Raw genomic sequence first — 18,618 nt, forward strand, 5'->3', positions numbered from 1 at the left:
GGACCAGGGTGGCTCGCGGCGATGACGAGTTCGTCGAGTTCGTGCGGAACTCGGCGACGCGTCTTCAGCATGCCGCCTACCTGCTCACCAGCGACCGTCATCAGGCCGAGGACGCCACCCAGACGGCGCTCGCCAAGACGTACGCGGCCTGGTCGCGGGTACGCCGCAAGGACGCCTACGCGTACGCGCGGCAGGTCCTCGTCAACCACGTCATCGACGGCTGGCGCCGCCCGATCCGCGAGAACGCCACGGAGGACATCCCCGAGCAGCCGAGCGGCCTGGACGTCGCCGGTGCCGTCGTCCAGCGGAAATGGCTGCTTGACGCGTTGCGTACGCTCACAGACCGGGAGAGGGCCGTCGTGGTGCTCAGGCACTTCTTCGACTTGAAGGAATCCGATGTGGCCGGCGAACTCGGTGTCTCGGTCGGCACCGTGAAGAGCACCAATTCCCGCGCCCTGACCAAGCTGCGGATCACCGCGGAGGACGGAACGGAACTGATCGGGGGGCTGGGACGATGACCGACCTCGAGATGCTGCGTTCGGCTTTGCGGGAGCCACCGGCCGAAGGGTTCGCCGAGCCCGACCTCGGCGCGATCATGACCAAGGGCAGGCGTATCCGCCGTCGCCGCCGCCTCGCGACCGGTGCGGGCGGGATCGCCGCCGCCGTGGTGACGGTGCTGGTCATCGTCGGTGCGGTGGCCTTGAGGGAACCCGCTCAGCAGCCGCTCCCGCCCGCCGCGAGCGCGCCGGTCGCCCCCGTCCCGACGACCCCGGCACCGGTGAGCCCGTCGATCACGGCGGCCCCGTCGGTCGCCCCGCTCGGTGAAGTGATCCCGCTCGGGTACAAGGGTGAAGGCGGCCGCGAGCTGGTGATCTACGCGTCCGAGATCGACGAGCCGTCGATGCCGGAGGTCCGGTTCGGTCTTCAGGTCGCGTACCGGGACGGCGCGGGCGAGTACGAGGCGCTGCTGAGCGCCAACGAATTCAAGGGAGCCGACCGGTCGTTCGGCTTCCACGCCGTGGACGGCGGCGACGTGGTCCAGGGCACGTTCGTGCCGGTGTTCGGCTACTTCGCCGGTCCGGCGGTGCGGGTCACCAGTACCGTCCGCGGGAAACCGGTCGAGGCCAAGGTGATCCCCTGGAGTGAGGACCCGTCGGTCGTCATCTTCTGGTTCAACCCCGGCCAGGTGGAGTCGCCGTACGTGCTGACCCCCCTCGTCGCGTACGACGCGAAGGGTCAGCGGCTCACCAAGTGATCAGGCCGCGGCCTGCGTCAGCACCTGGTCGACGACGGCGTGCGACGGCAGGATCAGGTCCCGCTCGGTGTCGGCGTCGACCTTGCCTTCGAGCAGGTCGACGAACCGGTCCAGCTGCGTCGCCAGCGGCTCGCGCGCGGTGACCAGCTCCGGGATCTCGATGACGGTCTGCTGCCGGTAGCCGAGGCCGTCCGGGGTGACCGAGTCGTGCGAGACGTGCCGGTAGATGGTGACGTCGCGGCGGAGCAGGTCGATCTCGATCATGCGGTCCAATTCGGACACCCACAGCGAGCGGACCTTGCGCTGGCCGAGGCGGGACGCCGAAACCGTGGCGAGCCCGGACTCGAACGACAGCACCGTCTCGATGGTGTCCTCGGCGCCTTCGACGGAGCTCGGGTGGAAGTAGCCGGCACCGGAGGCGACCCGCTGCGGGGTCGCGCCGCCGAAGAACTGGATCGCCAGGTCGACGTCGTGCACCAGGAGGTCCCACGCGACACCGGTCTTGATCCGCGGCGCGTACGGGCCGTGGCGGCGGGCCATCAGGTGGATCGGCTCGTTGACCAGCGCCCGCGCGGTCATCACGGCCGGGTTGTAGCGCTCCAGGAGCCCGCACATCAGCGGGACGTCCTTCTTCGCCGAGAGCCCGACGATCTCCTGCGAGAATTCGAAGCTGTTGCACACCGGCTTCTCGACCAGCATCGGCTTGCCCTGGCCCAGGATCTCCTGCGCCAGCTCGTAATGCGCCTCGGTGGCCGAAGCGAGCACGACGGCGTCCACATCGGACAACGAGCCGATTTCGGGCGTCCACTGGGTTTCGTAGCGTTCGGCGACCTTGCGCCCCGCCTCTTCGCGCGGGTCGATCACGCGGACGAGGTCCACGCGCTCGTTCGCGGCGAGCACACGGGCATGCAGCGAGCCCATGTTCCCGGTGCCGATGAGGGCGATCTTGTGGGTGCTCATGCGCCGAGGACCTCGCGAACCGTTTCGATGATGGTGTCCAGGTCGGACTCGGAAAGGTGCGGGTGCACCGGCAGGGAAAGCGCCTGCGCGGCGACGGAAGCGGCCACCGGGAAGTCCTCGACCTTGGCGTCGGGGATCAGCGGGTGGTTCCGGTAGCAGTCGTAGTCGAAGACGATCTTCGGGTAGTAGATCCCGTTGCCGATACCCCGCTCGGTCAGCGCGGCGGCGAACTCGTCACGCGAGAGCATCGCGTGCGGGCCGACCAGCACGGTGTACTGGTGCCACACGTGCTCGCGGCCCGGCAGGACCTGCGGGACGTCGAGGCCCGGGGTGCCGGCGAGGCCTTCGGAAAGGCGCTTCGCGTTGGCCTGGCGGGCGGCGGTGAGCTGGTCCAGCTTCTCCAGCTGCGGGATGCCGACGGCGGCGTGCAGGTCGGTCATCCGGTAGTTGTGCCCGGCGACCTCGTACTGGTACCGCGCGCGCATGCCCTGGTTGCGCAGCACGCGCAGGCTGTCGGCCAGCTCGTCGTCGTCCGTGGTGATCACGCCGCCCTCGGCGGTGGTCACGTTCTTGGTGGCGTACAAGGAGAAGCAGCCGATCCCGAAGGAGCCCGACGGCTTGCCCTGGAACGACGCGCCGACGGCCTGCGCCGAGTCCTCGATGATCTTGAGACCGTGCTCGGCGGCCAGCGGCGCGAGCTTGCCCATGTCCGCGGTCTGCCCGTAGAGGTGCACGGGCATGAGGACCTTGGTGCGGTCGGTGATCGCGGCGGCGACGGCGTCCGGGTCGATCGCGAAGTCGTCGCGCCGGATGTCGGCGAAGCGGACGGTCGCGCCGGCTTCCAGGATCGCGTTCAGCGTCGCCACGAAGGTGAACGGCGAGGTGACGACCTCGTCGCCCGGCTTGAGGTCGAGCGCCTGGATGGCGGCGACCAGCGCGGTGGTGCCGTTGTTGACGGCGATCGCGTGCTTCGTGCCGGAAACGCTCGCGAACGCGTCCTCGAAGCGCTTGACCATCGGTCCCTGTGCGATGGCGCCGGATCGCAGCACCTCGACGACGAGGTCCTCCGCGTCACGGACGTCGACCACGGTAATGGGGATCATCTGCAAGTCTCTCTCGACTGGGCGTTCTGGTGCGTCCGGTACAGTGAGCCGCCGGTTCTGCGCCCGGCCGCCCTCTCTGGCGCGGGCCACACGTTACCGGGACCGCCGAAGCGCCCATTACCCCAGGCTGCCTCCAGCCACAACGAACGGATCTTCACGTGGTGAACCGCATCCACCCGACAGCAGTCATCGGCGAGGGTGTCGAACTCGGGGAAGACAACGTCATCGGACCGTTCACGGTCATCGTGGGTCCCACCCGCATCGGGGACGGCAACTGGATCGGCCCGCACGTGACCATCGGGACCCCCGGCGAAGACCGCGGACGCGAGCACCCCGCCGCCTGGGAGGCCGCGCCGAACGGTGATCCCGATCACGACGGCCACGGCGTCGTCATCGGCAGCCGGAACCGGATCCGCGAGTACGTCAGCGTCCACCAGGGCACCTGGCGCACGACCACCATCGGCGACGGCGGCTACTTCCTCCGCGGCTCGCATATCGCCCACGACTGCCTGGTCGAGGACGCCGTCACGGTCGCCTCGAACGTGATCACCGGCGGCCACTGCCACATCTGGTCCGGGGCGAACCTGGGCATGGGCGCGATCCTGCACCAGCGGGTCGTGGTCGGCCCCGGCGCGATGGTCGGGATGAGCTCCGCGGTCCGCAAGGAGGTGGGCGCGTTCACCATCGCCGTCGGCAACCCCGCGCGGGTGACCGGCGTCAACACGGTGGGCCTGTCCCGCCGCGGCCTGGACGAGGCCACCATCGAGGCACTGGGACCGTGGCTGAAGGGTAAGGCCGGTCTCCCTGAGGACGGGCTGGCCGACCGGCTGCCCGGCGACCTCTCTACCTTGGTGAAGGCGTGGGACGCCCGTCCACGCGACGATCATTAGGAGTACGGACATGGCGGATGTCGCCGGCAAGCTGCGTGAGGTCTTCGTCGAGGCGCTGGACCTCGACGCCGAGGTCGACGTCGAGAACCTGAAGTACCGCGACATCGAAGCGTGGGACTCGGTCGGTCACATGGCGCTGGTCGCGGCCATCGAGGACGAGTTCGATGTGGAATTCGACACCGACCAGGTGATCGACATGTCCAGCTTCAAGGTCGCCGTCGACATGGTGACCGACCTCCAGTCCAAGTGATGCTGGACGGAAAGGTCGCCCTGGTCACCGGGGGCACCCGGGGGATCGGGCTGGCCACCGCGCGGGCGCTCGCCGAGGCGGGCGCCACCGTGGTGCTGACCGGCCGCGACGAGGCGAAGGCCAAGGAAGCGGCGGCCGCGGCGGGGGCCGCGAGCGGGCTCGCCCTGGACGTCACCGACGCCAAGGCCGTGTCGACGCTGGTCCGCGGGGTGGCCAAGGAGCACGGCAAGCTCGACATCGTGGTCGCCAACGCCGGGATCATGGAGGACGCGCTCCTCGGCATGATCCGCGAGGAACTGGTCGACACCACGCTGAGCACGAACGTCGCCGGCACGCTGCACACCGTCCAGGCCGCGGCCAGGGCGATGATGCGCAAGAAGACCGGTGCCATCGTGGTGCTGGCTTCGATCGTCGGCGAGCACGGAAGCGCCGGTCAGACGGTGTACGCGGCCTCGAAGGCGGCGGTGGCGAACATCGCGCGTTCGGCCGCGAAGGAACTCGGCCGGTCCGGGATCCGGGTCAACGCGGTGGCGCCCGGCGTCATCGACACCGACCTGACCTCCGGCCTGACCGAGGACGCCAAGGCCGAGAACATCGGCAAGACCCCGCTGGGGCGCCTCGGGATGCCCGAGGACGTGGCGAACGCGATCCGGTTCCTCGTCAGTGATGACGCTTCGTTCATCACCGGGCAGGTGCTGGGCATCGATGGAGGATTAGTTCTCTGATGACCCTTCTGGGTGTGGGTGCGCGACTGATCGACGTCACGAGCGGCAGGACGCTCGAAGGCGAGGAACTCGACACCGAGGTCACCCGCGTGGGTGCCGCGTTGTCGCTGCTGCCGCCGGGCGCGCTGTTCGCGCGGATGTCGGTGGACCTCTCCAGCGTCCTGAACTACCTCGGCGCGTTCGAGGCGGGCCGCGCGATCGCGCTGATCGACCCGGCGCTGGACGCCGACGTCCTGGCGGGGCTCATCGAGCGTTTCCGCCCGGCCGCCGTGCTGTCCGCGCCGGACGCGCCCGCACCCGAGGGGTACGGCGTCTCCGACGGCCACTGGGTCCGGGAGTCCGCCGAAGGTGTCGAGCCGCATCCGCAGCTCGCGGTCCTGTTGCCGACCAGCGGTTCCACCGGCAACCCGAAGCTGGTCCGGCTCGCGCGCAATGCTGTCTACGCCAACGCCGATGCGATCGCGCGGGTGCTCGGCATCGACCGCCACGAGATCGCGCCGACCAGCCTCCCGCTGCACTACAGCTACGGCCTGTCCGTGCTGAACTCGCATCTCGTCAGCGGCGCGACCGTGGTCATCGAGCCCTCCGGTGTGCTGGGGCGAGGCTTCTGGGACGCGGTCAACGAGCACAAGGTCACCTCACTCGCCGGGGTTCCGTACCACTACGAGATGTTGCGGCGCCTGAAGTTCGATCCGGCGAAGTATCCGACGCTGCGCACGCTCACCCAGGCGGGCGGCAAGCTGCGCGACGATCTCGTCGCGCAGTTCAACGACAAGATCCGCGAGGTCGGCGGGCGGATGTTCGTGATGTACGGGCAGACCGAGGCCGCCCCGCGGATGACCACCGTCCCGGCGGAACGGCTGGCGGAGAAGCTCGGTTCGGCCGGGCCCGCGCTGCCCGGCGGTTCGTTCGTCATCCGGCGCGAGGACGGTTCCGAGACCACGCATCCGAAGATCGTCGGCGAGGTCGTCTACCGCGGGCCCAACGTGATGATGGGCTACGCCGAGGACGAGGCCGGGCTGGCCGCGGGCGACGAATACGGCGGCGTGCTGGCCACCGGCGACCTCGGCTATCTCGACGAGGACGGGTTCCTCTACATCACCGGACGCCTCAAGCGGATCGGCAAGGTCTTCGGCAACCGCGTCAGCCTGGATGATCTCGAGCACGCCGTGCGTTCGGCATCGGTGGGGATCGACGTCGTGGCCGCCGTCCCGGCCGGGGACAAGGTCGTCCTGTTCGCCGAAGGCGCCGACAAGGACATCTGCAAGGACGCCGCGAGGGCGCTGTCCGAGCGGCTGCACCTGCACACGAGCGGTTTCGACGTCCGACCCATCGACACCGTGCCGCTGCTGGCCAGCGGCAAGATCGACTACCGGTCGCTGGAGGCCCAGGTATGAGTGTGTTCACGCTTTCGCAGGCGGAGCGCGAGAAGTCGTTGCTTCCGCAGCTCGCCGAACTGACCGCGCACCACCGCGAGAACTCCGAGGGCTACGAGCGCATCCTGTCGTCGCTCGGCATCGCGCGGGACGCGGAGTTCGCGTCCATCGCGGATCTGCCGTGGCTGCCGGTGCGGATGTTCAAGACGCACGACCTGCGCAGCATCCCCGAGTCCGAGATCTTCAAGACGCTGACCTCTTCGGGCACCACCGGCGCGGGCGCGTCCCGGATCTACCTGGACAAGGACGCCGCCGGCGCGCAGACCAAGCAGCTCGGTGCCACGCTGCAGGAAGTCCTCGGCGGCGAGCGGCTGCCGATGCTGATGGTCGACACGATCGGCATCATCAAGAACCGCCGCTCGTTCTCCGCGCGCGGCGCGGGCGTGCTGGGCATGGCGAACTTCGGCCGCAAGCACACCTACGTGCTCGACGAGAACGACCAGCCGGACGTCGAGGCGGTCAAGACGTTCCTGGCGACGTACGGCGACAAGCCGTTCCTGATCTTCGGCTTCACCTTCATGGTGTGGCAGTACCTCTACGAGGTCGCCCGCGAGCACAAGCTCGATCTCTCCAACGGGATCCTGATCCACTCCGGCGGCTGGAAGAAGCTGATCGACCGCGCGGTGGACAACACCGAGTTCCGCCGTCGCTTCAAAGAGGACACCGGGCTCACCCGGATCCACAACTACTACGGGATGATCGAGCAGATCGGCACCGTGTTCCTCGAAGGACCCTCCGGGAACTCGTTGTACTGCCCCGATTTCGCCGACGTGGTGATCCGGAACCCGGAGACCTGGGAAGAGCAGCCGGTCGGCGAGCCCGGGGTGATCGAGGTCGTCAGCACGCTGCCGCGTTCGTACCCCGGCCACGTCCTGCTCACCGAAGACCTCGGTGTCTACAACGGGATCGACGACGGCGACTGGCCGGGCAAGCACTTCTCGGTCATGGGCAGGCTGCCCAAGGCCGAAGCCCGCGGTTGCTCGGACACCTTCCAGGGAGCGGCGGCATGAGTCTCAACCAGCGTTTTCCGCTCGGCGACGCGATCGAGGTCTCCTCGCTGGTCGACGAGCTGCGGGCCGAACCCGTCGGCGGACGGCTTCGCGTGGGCGACCCGCGAGTCGTCGAGTTCCTGACGAAGTTCGCGCGCAAGCTGCTCGCCCCCGCGACGGCCCGTCGCTTCCCGGAGCTGGCGTCCCTTGGTTTCTTCCTGCGCAAGGGAGAGATCGCCAAGGCACTGTCCACTTTGGAGACTTCCGGTGACGCGCTGCGCTTCCCGCGCGGGCTGGTCTTCCACGTGCCGCCCGCCAACGTCGACACGATCTTCGTGTACTCGTGGGCGCTTTCGGCGCTGGCGGGCAACCACAACGTCGTCCGCGTCTCCTCGCGTTCGGCCGGTGCCGCCGAAACGGTGCTGGAGGCACTGAACGACGCACTGTCCGAAGTGGACGCCGACACCGCCGCCGCGATCACCGCGACGCAGCGCATGGTCACCTACGACCGCAGCGACGCGATCAGCGGCGCGCTGTCGGTCGCCGCGGATCTGCGGGTGATCTGGGGCGGCGACGCCTCGGTCGCCGCGCTGCGCAAGTACCCGCTCGCGCCGCACGCCCGCGACCTGACCTTCCCGGACCGGTCGTCGTTCGCGGTCGCGTCGGTACGCGGCTGGCAGAACGCCTCCGAAGCCGAGCGCCGCGGTGCCGCCGAGGGCTTCTACAACGACTCGTACTGGTTCGACCAGGCCGCCTGCTCGTCGCCGCGCGCGGTGTTCTGGGTCGGCGAGGAAGAGGGCGCTCGCGAAGCCGGGCAGGAGTTCCGGAAGCTGCTCGCCGAGGTGCTGGCGACGAAACAGCACGTCACCGAGCCGGCCATGGCCGTGCAGAAGCGGGTTTCCGCGTACGGCGCGGCCGTCGACGGGCTCGTCAACGGCATCGAGTTCCAGGGCAACGGCATCGCGACCCTGGAGCTCGCCGACCCCGCGGTCCTGCCGCGCGAATGGCTCGGCGCGGGCACTTTCGCCAACGCGCGCGTCGACACGCTTTCCGACCTCGTCCCGATCGTGCTCCGCAAAGATCAAACCGTCGGTCAATTCGGCTTCACCAAAGAAGAATTGACGGAATTCGTGACGGAATTGGCCGGCCGCGGTGTCGACCGGGTCGTTCCCTTCGGCTCGGCCCTGACGTTCTCCGCGATTTGGGACGGCTACGATCTGCTGACCGAGTTCAGCCGCTTGGTGACCGTGCAGGCCTGACCTGCGGTGACGGGGTAGCAGCAGAGGAGGTTCAGTGACGACGGTCGAAACGCCCGAAGAGGACACTTCGGTTGCGGTAAAACAACCGAAATCCACGAAGGCGAAGATCCTCGACGTCGTCCGCTGGATCGCCATCCTGCTGGTCGTCGGTTTCGCGGCGAAGACGTTGGTCACCAATTGGGGTGAATTCTGGCGGACCTTGTCCGAGGTCGCGTGGGAATCCTCCACATTGAGCCTGCTCGCGCTCATCGCCGCGATCATGGTGTCGACCTACGGCTGGCAGGTCATGGTCGACGACCTCGGCAAGCCGATCGGCTACGCCCGCGGCGCGCAGATCTGCCTCGTCGGCTCGCTCGGCAAGTACGTGCCGGGTTCGGTCTGGGCGTATCTGCTGCAGATGGAACTCGGGCGCAAGGCCGGGCTCGCCAGGGCCCGGATCTTCACCGGCTCGCTGATCCAGCTCGGCGTCGGCGTGGTGTCCGCGCTGGTCGTCTCGCTGCTCGCGGCCCCCGCGGTGTTCAGCAACAGCCCGCGGGCGCTGTGGCTGTTCGTGCTCATCCCCGTCGGGCTGGCGATGCTGCACCCGCGCGTGCTCACCTGGGGCACGTCGCTGGTGCTGCGGATCCTGCGCCGCCCGCCGCTGGACCACCGGCTGAGCTGGTCGGTCGTGGGGAAGGTCTTCGGCTCGTCGACGGCCGCCTGGGCACTGCAGGGCGTGCACCTGTGGCTGCTGGCGAACTCCGTCGGCACGCCGGGATTCAGCGGCTTCGTGCTGTGCGTCGGCGCGATGGCGGTCGCGATGACCGTCGGGACGTTCGCGTTCATCCTGCCCAGCGGGGTCGGCGTGCGCGAGGTCGCGCAGGTCGCCGTGCTCACCGCGTCGGGTCTCACCGTCGTCCAGGCGACGGCCTTCGCCATCGCCTCGCGGGTGATGTTCACCGTCGCCGACCTGATCACCGCCGGGGGCGCCGCCCTCTCGGCCCGCCTCGTCACCTCCCGCGTTTAGTCCTCTGAATGCGGGTCGGTGTAGCTGGTCGTGGGTAGCGATTCAGGCGCGTGATGGAGTTGATGGCGAGAGCATGCTCGCCACGGAGACCTGGCGCGCTCTTGACTGTCCACAAGGGACACATGTAGAGCCAAAATGCCCGATTTGGTCACTTTGAGCAGGGGTCGTGAGTGATTTGGGTGGTTCTAACCCTCATTATCACTCACGACCTCGGCCAGAAACGGACTTAAGGGATCAATGGGATGCTCGATCGATGCGATATGTCCCTTGTGGACACTCCGAATCAGGCCTGTCTGCATCGCCAGTCCAGACTCACGTCGCATGGGCTTTCTTTCCCGTTTGAAGCTGGCGAAGAACGTCTAGTGGCACGTCACTTTTGACCTTCCCCTCAATAACCCGAATCGCCGCTGACGGCCCGTATCCAGCCCACGCACGCCGACTGCCCACGCGACTGCCGCATCCAGAGGACGAAACGCGTCAGGGGTTCACCCGGTAGATCACCGCGTCGGGGTTCCGGTACACCTCGGTCACGAAGTTCAGCCCGTCCAGATCGCGCAGACCCGCCTGACGCGGGGCGCCGGTCGGGTAGCCGTACTGCCCGAGGATCACCCACCGCACGTTCAGCCGCGCCACCGCCGCCCGAACCTGGGCGTTCGACGGGTACTCCCGGAAGTGCCACTCCAGCAGCCGCGCGTCCGACGGCGAAAGCGTCTCGTCGAAATGCCCGGAAGTCGTGCGGACGCCGGAAAGCGCGTAAGTCCACACCGTCCCGTCTAGCCGGTCGTTCAGCGCGCGCTCGCCCGGTTTGACGAACTCGGCGAGCTTCTCCATCGCGACGACCTCGTCCGGGCTCACCGGCAGTTTGTGCGGGTCGACGCCGGGGGTGTTCGCGTAGCCGGGCGCGACCTTCTCCGCGTTCGACGGCGCGTAGAAACCGTTGCTGAGGAAGGCGAACGCGCCGAACACCACCACCGCGACGGCGAACGCGGGCACCTTCCGGTGCGCGACGTTGTCCCGTAGCCACGCCTGCGTCTCGGCGAGGCCGTGCGCCGCGATGATCGACAGCGGGATCGCCGCCATCGACATGAAGCGGTACGGGTCGTTCCACCACGGCCGGGACAGCGTCAGCACGAGCGGCTGCTCGGACGACGTCACCACGATGTAGGCGAGCCCGGTGATCAGCGCCGTGACCCCGATCCAGCGCAGCGCGCCCGCGCGCGAGAAGAAGATGAAGCCCAGCAACAACGCCGCTGAAAGCCAGATCTGCGGATACGGCTCGTAGTGCTGGAAGCCCAGCAGCGCGCCGAGCGCCGTCGTCGCCCGCCATTCGACCGGCCAGCTGCGGTAGGGCACCTCGCCGCTCGCGAGCCCGATCGCGCCGAACAGTTGCAGACACGCCACGAGGATCGCGACGGCACCGACGATCGCCAGCGCACGCAGGTCCCGGCCGATCCGCCGCCACCGTTCCCCGGGCTCGAGCCACCGCTGCAGCAGGAGCGGGCCGGCGAACAGGATCGCGCCGAACAACGCCGACGAGTGCACGCACAGCAGTCCGACGGCGCTCACCAGCAGCATGAAGCCGGTGTCGGGCGCGGGCCGGTCGAGGTAGCGCTTCACCGCGACGGCGGCCAGCGGCGTCAGCGCGAGGCCGAGCAGGAACGGGAGCAAAGGTCCCCTGCTCATCGATTCGTACAGGCCCATCACCGGCGCGATCGAGACGAGGGCGACGGCGCCCGCGAACACCGCGCGCCCACGGAACACGCGCACCATCGTGACCAGCGACAACGCCAGCAGGGCGGGCAGCAGCGCGGTGTTCACGTCCAAGGCCAGCGGGATGGTCGCCGGGCTCAGCAGATACACCACGGACGCGAGCAGGTGGTACGCGTTGGGATAGAACACCGGTGCCGCGTCGCCGTACCAGTTCACCTCGCCGGTGCCGAACAGGCTGCCGTCCCCGGTTTCGGCGATCTGCCGGACGCCGTTCGCGTGATACACCGCGTCGAACCCCTGCGGGATGGCGTCCAGCCTGCCCATCCCGCGTACCACCGCGTACATCCCGACGGCGGCCGCGAGCAGAAGGCACGCCCCGACGGCGAGGTGCCCGGACCGTCCCCACAGCGGTTCCTCCGGGGCGGGCGGCCACCGGCGCAGCGTGAGCCGTCGCAGGCCGAACGCGACACCGGTGAACAACACCGTCGCGACCGCGTACGTCACGGGATTGAACGGGAGCCCGAGCGCGGCCGTCCACGGGCCCGCGAGACCGCCGATGGCGTAGCTCAGCAAGGGCGTCATCCCCGCGAGCACCCAGCCGCGCAGGCCGGCGGCGAGACCGGTGAGCAGACCGGGAAGGCCGATGACGAGCAGCGCGACGACCACCGTGAGGACGTCGGCGGACAGGGAGGTGTGGGTGGGCACGGGCTACCTCGGATGGGGAATCCGCACGGAACCCCCGAGGTGCGGAACGGAATGGGAAGCCAGATTAACCGCCGGGCACCGTTACCCGAAGGAGTCACATCCTGCCGGGCAAACCGGCGGAACTTTGCCTACTTTGCGCACACTTGCTGGCCCATTCGTGTCAATTGACTGCGCCGAAAGAAACACCTTGCCGCGGTGATCGATACTTGACCGTAGTCTTTCGGTCAGGGGAGTGGCTCGGCCCGGGAGGGTGGGGATCAGGTGGTGGTCGCGCTTGTCGTCGCCTGGTCCGCGGTCGCGATCTTCGTGCTGGTGGCCTGGCCCAAGATCGGCGCCGACAAGGGCTGGCGAGCCGTCGCGTTGCTGCTGACCCTCGGTTTTTCGCTGGTGCACCAGCTGGTGTTTTCGACCATCGCGGAAGACGCGTACGTCACCTTCCGATACGCCCAGAACATCGCCGACGGCAATGGGCCGGTGTTCAACACCGGCGAGCGGATCGAGGGTTACACGAATTTCCTCTGGATGATCGTGATCGCGTTGCCGAAGGCCGCTTTCGGGGCCGATATCGAGGCTTCCGCGGTCGTGCTCGGCGTTCTCGCCACGCTCGGCGCCGTCCTGCTCGCGTACGTGACGGTGAACCGGGTGGTCGCGCGGGCCGCCGGCGAGTCGCGGCCCGCCTACGGGGTGGCCGCGGCGGTGCTCGTCGCCGGAGCCGGGGGCCTCGCCGCGTACGGCGGCTCCGGCACCGAGACGCCCTTGTTCGTGCTGCTCGTGTTCGGTGTCTTCGCCGCGCTCGCGGCCCGGCGGCCGGTGGTCGCGGGGGTGCTCGTGGCCTTCACGATGATGACGCGCCCGGCGGGGATCCTGCTCGCGGTGCTGGTGGGATGCTGGCTGGTCGTCGCCGCCCTGCGCGGCCGGTACACCTGGTGGTCGCCGGTGGGCTGGCTGCTCGGCGGGCTCGTCTTCGCCGCGCCCTGGACGGCCTGGCGGGTGACCTACTACGACCACGTCCTGCCGACCTCGGTCGTCATCCCCTTCGACCTCGACGTCCAGTCGCGGATCGACCGCGGTTGGCAGTACCTATCGGGTTTCTCGGTGGCTCACCAAGGATTCCTGTTGCTGGGCCTGATCTCGGTGGGGGCGCTGTCACTGCGCCGCACCGGCCGGACCCCGCACGAGGCCGAGGCCAGGTCGCTGACCTGGCTGATGCTCGGCACCGCCGTCGGGCTCACCGGTTTCGTGGTCTTCTTCGGCGGCGACGCCGGGCCTGCCTGGCGTTTGCTGGCGCCGATCCCGCCGCTGCTGTCGGCGGCGGCGGTCTCGGTCTACGGCGTGCTCGTCGCGACCGCGAAGCCGAGCCCTAGGCCCCGGCCGCCGATCCAACGGCTGATGCCCGCCGCCGCGGTGACGTTGTCCGGGCTCGCGGTGCTGGTGTCGGTGTTCAGCCCGGAGATGCTGGGCCGGGTGCGTGCCTGGCACGACCACGGCGCGCAGATGGAGGAGATCGGCCGCTGGCTCGACGCCTACCTGCCGCCCGGTTCGGTCGTGAGCACGTCGGCGCCGGGCGTGCTGTCGTACCACGCCGGGACGCAGCTGCAGATCGTCGGCGTCCGCGGCCAGACGGAGGAAGCGGGGGAGGCCGTCGTCTCCCGGCGCCATCCGACGATCGCCGTCATCACCGACAGCGGTTACGCGACGAAGCAATCCTGCGTGATCGACCCGGCGTACGCGGCGAGGTACCGCGTCGCGACTTTCGCGCGTGAAGGCAGCTCGTCGTGGATCGCCGTGTTCCTGCGGGCGGACGTCGAGCGGGCGGTCAGGTCGGCCCTCGACCGCTCGCCCGATTTCCGCCACGTACCGTGCCCTGCGTGAGTGTCGTTTCCCCCAGCAGACCGGCAGCGCTCGAAGCATCCTCGCGCCTGTTCGGCGTCGGTGTGTTCGCCGCCGCGCTCACCGTGCTGCTGGTGCGTTTCCTCGTGCCGAGGCCGGTCGCGATGGCCGACAACGGGGACGGGTTCCGCGTGCTGTGCGGCGCGGGCATCCCGTGGAAGGGCAAGCCGGAGGGCTTCGTCCACCTCGCCTACACCGCCCCGGCCGGTGAATGCGACGCCACCTATCTTCTCACCCAGAGCTGGTTCGCGCGGATCGCGCGGTCGATCGGCGGGCTGCTCGGCCTCGAATCGACGCTCAGCCTGGTGGTGCTCGGCGTGCTCACCAGCGTGCTCGCCGCCGCGGCGGTCGCGCTGATCGTCGTCGGGCTGCCGTACTCGCGCCGCGTCCGCGGCTTCGCGGCCGTGGGACTGCTGCTCGTCGTCGCGGACTCCGCTTTCTTCGGCTACTTCGCATCCGTGCTCGGTGAAGGGGCCGCGTTCCTCGGTCTCCTGCTCGCCGTCGGCGGCCTCCTCGTGTCCGCGAGGCCCGGCTGGTGGCGCTACGCGGGCTTGGCCGTGCTGCTCTTCGGCGGCGTGATCGCGGTCAACGCCAAGGTCCAGACGCTGATGATCCTGCCGTTGCTCGCGCTCGCCGCGCTACTCGTCCGCCCTGCGGGCGTCCACGGCCTGAAGCGCTGGGTTCCCGTGGTGTTCGTCATCGGCGCGCTCGCCGGGGGAACGGCCTACGCGCAGCAGACCGTCGAGCCCGCGAAGCTGCCCGACGGCTCCCTCGCCGCGCGTCCGGGCGACGATTCGCGCGAGATCAACATGTTCAACACGATCTTCCTGACCATTGTGGACGGTCGGCACGACACCGAAGCCGACCTCGAAGCCTTGGGGCTGCCCGCCTCGTTCGGCCAGTACGCGGGCAACGGCTGGTGGCATCCGAAGCCCGCGACACTGGACCCCGAGTACCCGAAGTACCGCGAGCAGATCAGCAGGCGCAACGTCATCGAGTACTTCGCGACGCATCCCTTCCGCACCGTGGAGATCCTGGACCGCGCGGCGGGCGATCTGCTCACCGCGCGGCCGCCCTACCTCGGCAGCTTCGACCAGTCGGCCGGCTTCGCCCCGGAAGCGCAGGAATACCGCGTCCCGATCGTCTCGACCGCGACGAAACTGCTGGCGCCACTGGGTTTCTTCGCCCTGCTGCCGATATGGGCCCTGATCGCCTGGCGTGGCTGGAAGACCCGGCGCACCGCGCTGGGTGTCGTGCTGGGCTTCCTGCTCGCCGTGGCCGCCGGGCAGTTCGTGCTGGCGGCGCTGGGCGACGGGCTGGAGAACGTCAAACACCAGGTGATCGCGCTGTACTGCACGCTGCTCGGCGTCGTCCTGGCGGTGGTGACCTTCGCACGCCCGGAGCGCTCGGAGTGATGTGACCTACGCGACCGTAGGTTGGTTACCCTACGGTAGCGTAACCTGAACGAATGGCTGAGCTCGTTTACCCGCCCGTCATCATGGCGGCGAAGTTGATGTTCCGGGTGCTGGACAACCGCATCCGGGTGGAGGGGACCGAGCACATCCCGTCGTCGGGCGGGGCGGTCATCGCCTGCAACCACGTGAGCTATCTCGACTTCATCTTCTGCGGACTCGGCGCGCAGCCGGCGAAACGCCTGGTCAGGTTCATGGCGAAGAAGGAGATCTTCAGCAACCGCATCGCCGGACCGCTCATGCGCGGCATGCACCACATCTCCGTCGATCGCGGCGCGGGTCTCGCCTCGTACCGGGAAGCCGTCGAGCGCCTGAAGGCCGGCGAGGTCGTCGGGGTGTTCCCCGAAGCGACGATCAGCCGGTCGTTCACCGTGAAGGACATCAAGTCCGGTGCCGTCCGGATGGCCGCCGAGGCGGGTGTCCCGGTCGTGCCGATGGCGCTGTGGGGCACGCAGCGGCTGTGGACCAAGGGCCGTCCGAAGGACCTCACCAAACGCCACGTCCCGATCTCGATCCTCGTCGGCGAGCCGATGCACCCGAAGGCCGACGATGACGCCGAAGTGCTTTCGAAGGACCTTCGCGTGCGGATGTCGGCGCTCGTGGACCGCGTCCAGGCCGACTATCCGGAGAAGCCGGCCTCCGAGGACGAGCGCTGGTGGCTGCCCGCGCACCTCGGCGGCACCGCGCCGACGCCGGAAGAGGCCGCGAAGCTCGACCGCGAAGGCCGCTAGACCGCCTGTGCCGTCCGTCTGATCACGCGTGCCGTCCGTCCAGTCACGCGAGCCGTCCATCCCGTCACGCGTGTCCGCCTCGACCTAGTCGCGTCATCTTTGCCGCACCCCTCATCGGCGGGTTCGCGTGATCAGCCGGACGACACGCGTGTCCGGATGGACGACACGCGTGATCAGATGGATGTCGCGTCTCAGAACCAGCGCTCCAGCACCTGCGCGACCCCGTCCTCGGAGTTTGGCCCCGTCACCTCGTCGGCGGCGTCGAGGGCGTAGCGGTGCCCGTTGGCCATCGCGACGCCGTGCCCGGCCCAGCCGAGCATCTCGACGTCGTTCGGCATGTCCCCGAACGCGATCACCCGCTCGGCCGGGACGTCCAGCCGCGCGGCGACCTCGGCCAGCCCGGTCGCCTTGGTGATGCCGTGCGCGGCGACCTCGATCAGGCCGGTGTTGGTCGAGTAGGTGATGTCCACCGAGCCGTCGAGCACCTCGCGCGCCGCCCGCGCCATCTCGTCCGAGTTCATCCCGCGCCTGCTGATCAGCAGTTTGATCGCCGGATGCCCGAGCACCTCGGCCCGCGGTGCCTCCGTGCCCTCGTGGTTGCCCCACGGGTTGTGATAGTCCGGCTCGATCACGAAATTGCGCATCTCCGGATCGAGCGCGGACTCGCCGACCCGTTCCGCGGCGAACCGGCAGCCGGGCAGAGCGTGATCAAGAGCACTCACCGTGTCGTGCAGCAGCTGGGGTTCCAGCAGGCCGTGGACCGCCACGATCCGGTCCGTCCCGATCTCGTACAGCACCGCGCCGTTGGCGCAGACCGCGTACCCGGTCAGGCCCAGCGGGTTCGCGATCGGGGCGATCCAGCGCGGCGGACGGCCGCTGGCCAGCACGAACGGGACTCCGTCCTCGGTGACGCGCCGGACGACGTCGATCGTGCGTTCGGACAGGACCTCCAGCGGGCCGAGCAGGGTGCCGTCGACGTCGGATGCGATCAAGAGGGGCTTATCCACCGGCACATTGTCCCCGAAGATCCGCCCATCGGGCGAAGTGTCGGTCTGGACCAGTACCTTCCCGGGTGTGCGCGTAGGCATCGTGATCCTTCCGGAAGATCGTTGGTGGGCGGCCGAGCCGAAATGGCGGGCCGCCGAGGAATACGGCTTCGACCACGCTTGGACGTACGACCACCTCGGCTGGCGGACTCTCGTCGACGGCCCCTGGTTCAGTGCGATGCCAACGTTGACGGCGGCCGCGATGGTGACGTCGCGGATCAGACTGGGCACCTTCGTGGCTTCACCGGTCGCCCGGCATCCCGTGCCGTTCACCCGCGAGCTGACCACCCTCGACGACATCTCCGACGGCCGCTTCATCCTCGGCGTGGGCGCGGGCGTCCCGGACACCCACTACGACGCCGCCGTCCTCGACGGCCCCGAACTGTCGGTCAAGCAGCGCACGGACCGCTTCACGGAGTTCGTCGAATCGCTCGACGGGCTCTTGATGACCGACGGCTTCGACTTCGAGGGCGAGTACTACCGGGCCAAGGGCGCACGCAACCTGCCGGGCTGCGTGCAGCGGCCGCGGCTGCCGTTCCTGGTGGCCGCGAACGGCCCCCGCACGATGACGCTCGCCGCGCGGTTCGGCGCGGGCTGGGCCACCACCGGCGTCAAGGCGGACACCCAGGACGAGTGGTGGAAGGGCGTCGCGGAGCTCGTGAAGACCTTCGACGAGCGGCTCGACGCCGTGGGCCGGGACAAGGCGAGCGTGCAGCGGTTCCTGAGCCTCGACGCGGCGCCGGTCTTCTCGCTCGACAGTGTGGGCGCGTTCACCGACGCCGCCGGGCGGGCCGGTGAACTCGGGTTCACCGACATCGTCACGCATTGGCCGCGGTCCGGCGACTACTACGTCGGCCGCGAGTCGACGCTCGAAGCGGTCGTCAGCGACGTACTCCCGGTACTCCAGGGAAGAAGCGACTAGGCCGATCGGGTGACGTTGGCGAGCCGGGTAAACCGGTTCCGCCCAGTAGTCGTCTGAAGAACAAGTACAGCGAGTGGGTGTGGCCGACGACGGCTGCCCCTCATGGGTCACCCCGGGGGTGAATGGGGGACGAAAGGCTCGCGTGGTCGTGGCAGGGGCAGTCCACGACCACGCGAGCCTTTTATCTTTCGGCCGCGACACCGGTCCGGATGTCATGAAAGGGTCGTTCAGGACAAAAGATGTCCTGAACGACCCTTTCATGACATCCG

17 protein-coding genes are annotated in these 18,618 nt (G+C 68.9%); 13 read left to right on the plus strand and 4 right to left on the minus strand.

What is annotated here, in order from left to right:
* The first annotated feature begins 8 nt into the window (after positions 1–8).
* Positions 9–518: a SigE family RNA polymerase sigma factor gene (locus tag AORI_RS42005; RefSeq protein ID WP_016330660.1), complete on the plus strand. Its 510-nt coding sequence runs from the start codon at positions 9–11 to the stop codon at positions 516–518.
* Positions 515–1,255 carry a hypothetical protein gene (locus tag AORI_RS42010; protein WP_016330661.1) on the plus strand — a complete coding sequence of 247 codons (741 nt, stop codon included), beginning with the start codon at positions 515–517 and terminating at the stop codon, positions 1,253–1,255. The genes AORI_RS42005 and AORI_RS42010 overlap by 4 nt, the downstream gene beginning before the upstream one ends.
* Here AORI_RS42010 and AORI_RS42015 read toward each other — a convergent pair whose 3' ends face one another.
* A complete protein-coding gene (locus AORI_RS42015) occupies positions 1,256–2,215 on the minus strand; it encodes a Gfo/Idh/MocA family protein (protein ID WP_016330662.1) in 960 nt (319 codons plus the stop codon).
* Positions 2,212–3,318, minus strand: coding sequence for a DegT/DnrJ/EryC1/StrS family aminotransferase (locus tag AORI_RS42020; RefSeq protein WP_043847842.1), 1,107 nt, complete (start codon positions 3,316–3,318; stop codon positions 2,212–2,214). Before AORI_RS42020 ends, AORI_RS42015 begins: the two co-directional genes overlap by 4 nt.
* A 158-nt stretch (positions 3,319–3,476) precedes the next feature.
* Here AORI_RS42020 and AORI_RS42025 point away from each other — a divergent pair, with 158 nt between their 5' ends.
* From AORI_RS42025 to AORI_RS42055, 7 genes are read left to right on the plus strand one after another with little or no spacing between them, the layout of a single operon-like run.
* On the plus strand, positions 3,477–4,208 hold the full coding sequence (locus AORI_RS42025) for an acyl-ACP--UDP-N-acetylglucosamine O-acyltransferase family protein (RefSeq protein WP_016330664.1): 732 nt from the start codon (positions 3,477–3,479) through the stop codon (positions 4,206–4,208).
* Between the two features lie 10 nt (positions 4,209–4,218).
* Positions 4,219–4,458, plus strand: coding sequence for an acyl carrier protein (locus AORI_RS42030; RefSeq protein WP_016330665.1), 240 nt, complete (start codon positions 4,219–4,221; stop codon positions 4,456–4,458).
* Positions 4,458–5,183: an SDR family NAD(P)-dependent oxidoreductase gene (locus tag AORI_RS42035; RefSeq protein ID WP_043847843.1), complete on the plus strand. Its 726-nt coding sequence runs from the start codon at positions 4,458–4,460 to the stop codon at positions 5,181–5,183. Before AORI_RS42030 ends, AORI_RS42035 begins: the two co-directional genes overlap by 1 nt.
* On the plus strand, positions 5,183–6,580 hold the full coding sequence (locus tag AORI_RS42040) for an AMP-binding protein (RefSeq protein WP_016330667.1): 1,398 nt from the start codon (positions 5,183–5,185) through the stop codon (positions 6,578–6,580). Before AORI_RS42035 ends, AORI_RS42040 begins: the two co-directional genes overlap by 1 nt.
* Positions 6,577–7,629: a LuxE/PaaK family acyltransferase gene (locus tag AORI_RS42045; protein ID WP_016330668.1), complete on the plus strand. Its 1,053-nt coding sequence runs from the start codon at positions 6,577–6,579 to the stop codon at positions 7,627–7,629. Before AORI_RS42040 ends, AORI_RS42045 begins: the two co-directional genes overlap by 4 nt.
* Positions 7,626–8,867 (plus strand): acyl-CoA reductase, encoded by a 1,242-nt coding sequence (locus AORI_RS42050; protein ID WP_016330669.1) that lies wholly within the window; start codon positions 7,626–7,628, stop codon positions 8,865–8,867. The genes AORI_RS42045 and AORI_RS42050 overlap by 4 nt, the downstream gene beginning before the upstream one ends.
* Positions 8,868–8,901: 34 nt before the next feature.
* Positions 8,902–9,873, plus strand: coding sequence for a lysylphosphatidylglycerol synthase transmembrane domain-containing protein (locus AORI_RS42055; RefSeq protein ID WP_016330670.1), 972 nt, complete (start codon positions 8,902–8,904; stop codon positions 9,871–9,873).
* Between the two features lie 477 nt (positions 9,874–10,350).
* On the opposite strand, the gene AORI_RS42060 is transcribed toward AORI_RS42055, so the two are convergent.
* On the minus strand, positions 10,351–12,288 hold the full coding sequence (locus tag AORI_RS42060) for a DUF6541 family protein (RefSeq protein ID WP_016330671.1): 1,938 nt from the start codon (positions 12,286–12,288) through the stop codon (positions 10,351–10,353).
* Positions 12,289–12,549: 261 nt separating this feature from the next.
* Between AORI_RS42060 and AORI_RS42065 the strand changes: the two genes are divergently transcribed.
* Genes AORI_RS42065 through AORI_RS42075 form a run of 3 tightly spaced genes read left to right on the plus strand, consistent with a single transcriptional unit; the run spans position 12,550 to position 16,381 of the window.
* Positions 12,550–14,160 carry a hypothetical protein gene (locus AORI_RS42065; RefSeq protein WP_016330672.1) on the plus strand — a complete coding sequence of 537 codons (1,611 nt, stop codon included), beginning with the start codon at positions 12,550–12,552 and terminating at the stop codon, positions 14,158–14,160.
* Positions 14,157–15,593 carry a glycan biosynthesis hexose transferase WsfD gene (gene wsfD, locus AORI_RS42070; RefSeq protein ID WP_016330673.1) on the plus strand — a complete coding sequence of 479 codons (1,437 nt, stop codon included), beginning with the start codon at positions 14,157–14,159 and terminating at the stop codon, positions 15,591–15,593. The genes AORI_RS42065 and wsfD overlap by 4 nt, the downstream gene beginning before the upstream one ends.
* 53 nt (positions 15,594–15,646) lie before the next feature.
* Positions 15,647–16,381: a lysophospholipid acyltransferase family protein gene (locus tag AORI_RS42075; RefSeq protein ID WP_016330674.1), complete on the plus strand. Its 735-nt coding sequence runs from the start codon at positions 15,647–15,649 to the stop codon at positions 16,379–16,381.
* Between the two features lie 191 nt (positions 16,382–16,572).
* Here AORI_RS42075 and AORI_RS42080 read toward each other — a convergent pair whose 3' ends face one another.
* Positions 16,573–17,373, minus strand: coding sequence for an HAD family hydrolase (locus AORI_RS42080; RefSeq protein ID WP_016330675.1), 801 nt, complete (start codon positions 17,371–17,373; stop codon positions 16,573–16,575).
* Between the two features lie 82 nt (positions 17,374–17,455).
* On the opposite strand from AORI_RS42080, the gene AORI_RS42085 reads away from it, so the two are divergent.
* Positions 17,456–18,349 carry an LLM class flavin-dependent oxidoreductase gene (locus AORI_RS42085; RefSeq protein ID WP_043848507.1) on the plus strand — a complete coding sequence of 298 codons (894 nt, stop codon included), beginning with the start codon at positions 17,456–17,458 and terminating at the stop codon, positions 18,347–18,349.
* Positions 18,350–18,618 lie beyond the last annotated feature (269 nt).

This window comes from Amycolatopsis keratiniphila, from assembly GCF_000400635.2.
GTDB classification, from domain to species: domain Bacteria; phylum Actinomycetota; class Actinomycetes; order Mycobacteriales; family Pseudonocardiaceae; genus Amycolatopsis; species Amycolatopsis keratiniphila.